Below are 4,368 nucleotides of genomic sequence, written 5' to 3'. Positions count from 1 at the left end.
TTCGGTCCCGACACCGCCGTGACCATCGGTGTCGTGCCGCCACTGCTGACGATCGCCCAGGCCGCCGACGTCCTCGGCTGTTCCCGCCGTTACGTGGCCCACCTGGTGGACACGGGCGCGCTCGCCGCCGACTTCCACGGCCTGCACCGGCGCGTGTCGCGCTCCGACGTCCGCGAACTCGCGATCCAGCAGGCGGAGGTGGTCACGACGGTCCTCGACGGTCTCGCCGACCTCACCCGTCGCGAGGGCCTGTACGACCCGTTCTGACAGTACTGTGCGACCCGTGACGACAATATGGACGGGCCCACGATCCGACGAAGGGTGACGATGCCGGTTCGAGTGGTACTCGGTGCGACGATGCTTTCCCGTCCCCGGCTGCGTGATGTGGCGCTCGCCCTGGCCGAAGAGGGCCTGTATCAACCCTTCTGGAGCGACGGAATCCTCGCGGAGGTGGACCGCCTGCTCCCGCGGGAGCTGTTGCGCCCCGCCCGCGACTTCCTCTTCGCCGAACTCGACCGCGCCTTCCCCGATGCCCGCGTGGTCTGGCCCACCACCGTCCTGCGCGAGGTACCGCACGTGACGGGCCCGCGGGAAGCGCACGTGACGTCGGTGGCGTTGCTGTGCCACGCCGACGCCGTGATCACCGCCGACCCCGAGCTCACCGGGGCGCTGGAACGGTCGGGCATCGAAGCGTGGACTCCCGACGCGTTCGTCACCTTCGCACTCGACGCGGATCCCGCCCGCACCCGCACAGCCCTGCTGAGGATGGTGCGACGTCGCTGGCTCACCGACGACGTCCGGCGCGAGGCGGGCGACGACGAACTGCTCGCCGGGCTGGCCGGCTGGGCGGTCCGTGAGCTCGGTGCCAACAGCGCCGACCTGCTCGCGCCCCGGCGCGGTGATCCTCCTCGCGCCCCGGCGCGGTGACGCACGAGGGGACAGCGGAATAGACTCGACAAGGTTCTCGTCCCACACTCAGGAGCGCCTTCCTTGTCTGCTGTGCCCCCGGCCGCTGTCCCACTGTCCGGATTGGCGCGGATCGCGCTGGCCGACCACCGACTGAGCAGGATCGGCGATCTCGCCGGTTCCGCCGAACAGGAGATCGTCGCACCGCCCTCCGCCCGGCCGTTCGTCGCGGCGGCGCTGGCCGAGAAGACGCCTCTGCTCGTGGTCACCGCCACCGGACGCGAGGCCGACGATCTCACCGCCGAACTCACCGAGATGCTCGGCGACTCGGTCGCACAGTTCCCCTCGTGGGAGACCCTGCCGCACGAGCGCCTGTCGCCGAGCGCCGACACTGTGGGCCGTCGCCTGCACCTCCTGCGTCGCCTCGCCCGTCCCGATGATCGCGACCTCGGACCCGAACTCGGGGTCGTGGTCGCCACCGTGCGGTCGCTGGTGCAGCCGATGGCACCCGGACTCGGCGAGATCGATCCCGTCACCCTGCGGGTCGGCGCCGAACACGACTTCGAGGAGCTCGTCGAGCGACTCGTCGAACTCGCCTACACCCGGGTCGACATGGTCGGCAAGCGCGGCGAGTTCGCGGTGCGCGGTGGCATTCTCGACATCTTCCCCCCGACCGCCGACCATCCGGTCCGCGTCGAATTCTGGGGCGACGAGGTCACCGAACTGCGATGTTTCTCCGTCGCCGACCAGCGGTCGATCACCGAGGTCGACGTGCCGGTGCTCATCGCGCCGCCGTGCCGCGAACTGCTGCTCACCGAGGAGGTCAAGGCCCGGGCCGCGCAGCTCGCCCAGGACAACCCGGCCGACGCGGCGCTCGTCGAGATGCTCGACAAGATGGCCGGGGGCATTCCCGTCGAGGGCATGGAAGCGTTGCTGCCGGTGCTGCAGTCCGGCGAGCTGCAGTTGCTCACCGACGTTCTGCCCGCCGGCGCGCACGTGCTGATCTGCGATCCGGAGAAGGTCCGCACCCGGGCGAGCGATCTCGCCCGCACCGGGCAGGAGTTCCTCGAGGCGTCGTGGACGGCAGCCTCGCTCGGTGGTGCGGTGCCGCTCGACACCTCGAATCTCAACGGAGTGGACGGGAAGAAACTCGATCTCGGCGAGTCGGCCTACCGATCGCTGCGCCAGGTGCGCGAGGCCGCGCAGGCGGCAGGGACACCGTGGTGGACGCTGAGCCCGCTCGCCTCGGGCTCCGAGAGCGAGATCGTCCTCGATGTACAGCCGGCACCCGAGGTGCGCGGTTCCGAGGACCTGTTGTCGATGCTGTTCGTGAACCTGCGCGCGCACGTCACCGCCGGTGGGCGTGCGGTGATCGTCGTTGCCGGCACGGGTACCGGGCAGCGCGTCCTCGAGCGGCTGAAGGAGAACGAGGTCCCCGCCGCGAAACTCGAGCCCGGCTCCGAACCGGTGCGCGGGCAGGTCGGTGTCATGCGCGGCTGTCTGCACGAGGGCGTGGTGCTTCCCGGCAACGACGACAATGTGGTGCCGGGCCTGGTCGTCGTCACCGAAGCCGACCTCACCGGCAACCGTGTCGTCACCGAGGGACGCAAGACGCCCGTCAAGCGCCGCAACCAGGTCGACCCGCTCGCCCTGAACGCCGGCGATTTCGTCGTCCACGACCAGCACGGCATCGGCAAGTTCGTCGAGATGGTCGAACGGACCGTCGGTGGCGCCCGCCGCGAATATCTCGTCATCGAGTACGCACCCGGTAAGCGCGGCCAGCCCGGCGACAAGCTGTTCGTTCCGATGGAGCAGCTCGACCAGCTCTCCCGTTACGTCGGTGGCGAACTGCCGTCCGTCAGCAAGCTCGGCGGATCCGACTGGGCCAACACCAAACGCAAGGCCCGCAAGGCGGTTCGGGAGATCGCCGGCGAACTCGTGCGGTTGTACGCGGCGCGGCAGGCCTCACCCGGCCACGCCTTCGCGCCCGACTCGCCGTGGCAGAAGGAGATGGAGGACGCCTTCCCCTTCACCGAGACGCAAGACCAGCTCACGGTGATCTCCGAGGTCAAGGCCGACATGGAGAAGCCGGTACCGATGGACCGCGTCGTGATCGGCGACGTCGGCTACGGCAAGACCGAGATCGCCGTGCGCGCGGCGTTCAAGGCTGTGCAGGACGGCAAGCAGGTCGCGGTGCTCGTCCCCACGACTCTGCTCGCGCAGCAGCATCTGCAGACCTTCACCGAGCGGATGGCGGCCTTCCCCGTGACGGTCAAGGGATTGAGCCGGTTCACCGACGCGGCCGAGTCGCGCGCGATCATCGAGGGCATGGCCGACGGCACCGTCGACATCGTCGTCGGCACCCACCGCCTGCTGCAGACCGGCGTCCGCTGGAAGGACCTCGGTCTCGTGGTCGTCGACGAGGAACAGCGTTTCGGCGTCGAGCACAAGGAACACATCAAGGCGCTGCGCACCCACGTCGACGTGCTCACGATGTCGGCCACGCCGATCCCTCGCACCCTCGAGATGAGTATGGCCGGGATCCGCGAGATGTCGACCATCCTCACTCCGCCCGAGGAACGGCATCCGATCCTCACCTATGTGGGCGCGTACAACGACAAGCAGGTCGCTGCGGCCATCCGGCGAGAGTTGTTGCGTGACGGTCAGGTCTTCTACGTCCACAACCGGGTGAGCTCGATCGACAAGGCGGCCAAGCGGCTTCGCGACCTCGTTCCGGAGGCGCGGGTCGCGGTGGCGCACGGGCAGATGAACGAGGACACACTCGAGAAGACGGTGCAAGGTTTCTGGCAGCGCGAGTTCGACGTGCTGGTGTGCACCACGATCGTCGAGACCGGTCTCGACATCTCCAATGCCAACACCCTCATCGTCGAACGGGCGGATGCGCTCGGCCTGTCGCAGTTGCACCAGTTGCGCGGACGTGTCGGGCGTTCGCGGGAGCGCGGCTACGCGTACTTCCTGTACCCGGCGGAGAAGCCGCTGACGGAGACGGCCTACGACCGGCTCGCCACTATCTCGCAGAACTCCGATCTCGGCGCGGGTATGGCCGTCGCCATGAAGGATCTCGAGATCCGCGGTGCCGGAAACGTTCTCGGCGGTGAGCAGTCCGGTCACGTCGCGGGTGTGGGCTTCGACCTGTACGTGCGGCTCGTCGGTGAGGCCGTCGAGGCATACAGGGCAGCGGCCGACGGCCGGACCGTCACCACCGACGAAGCGCCCAAGGAGGTGCGGATCGACCTTCCCGTCGACGCGCACATCCCTGCCGACTACGTCGCGTCCGATCGGTTGCGTCTCGAGGCGTACCGCAAGCTCGCGGCCGCGAACGACGATGCGGCGATCGCCACGGTCGTCCACGAACTCGTCGACCGGTACGGCCCGCTGCCCGAGGAGGTTCAGCGGCTCGTGTCCGTCGGCAGGCTCCGGCTGCTGTGCCGCGAGTACGGC

The 4,368-nt window shown here is 69.0% G+C and carries 3 protein-coding genes; all 3 read left to right on the top strand.

Going from position 1 to position 4,368, the window contains the following annotated elements; translation table 11 throughout:
• On the top strand, positions 1 to 267 hold a 267-nt coding region (locus tag R1101_RS27165), incomplete at its 5' end, for a helix-turn-helix domain-containing protein (RefSeq protein WP_016934550.1).
• Positions 268 to 357: 90 nt separating this feature from the next.
• A complete protein-coding gene (locus R1101_RS0116885; RefSeq protein ID WP_232284775.1) occupies positions 358 to 927 on the top strand; it encodes a PIN domain-containing protein in 570 nt (189 codons plus the stop codon).
• 63 nt (positions 928 to 990) lie between these two features.
• A partial coding sequence (mfd, locus tag R1101_RS0116880) for a transcription-repair coupling factor (RefSeq protein WP_026003386.1) occupies positions 991 to 4,368 on the top strand: 3,378 nt, incomplete at its 3' end.

Source organism: Rhodococcus sp. R1101 (assembly GCF_000278445.1).
GTDB lineage: Bacteria > Actinomycetota > Actinomycetes > Mycobacteriales > Mycobacteriaceae > Rhodococcus > Rhodococcus gordoniae.
The sequence above is the reverse complement of the archived record's forward strand: the minus strand, read 5'-3'. Positions and strand labels throughout refer to the sequence as shown.

Excerpts from the sequence above, each read along its gene's own strand:
- R1101_RS0116885 (WP_232284775.1), top strand. The coding sequence starts at position 358 with ATGCTTTCCCGTCCCCGGCTGCGTGATGTGGCGCTCGCCCTGGCCGAA.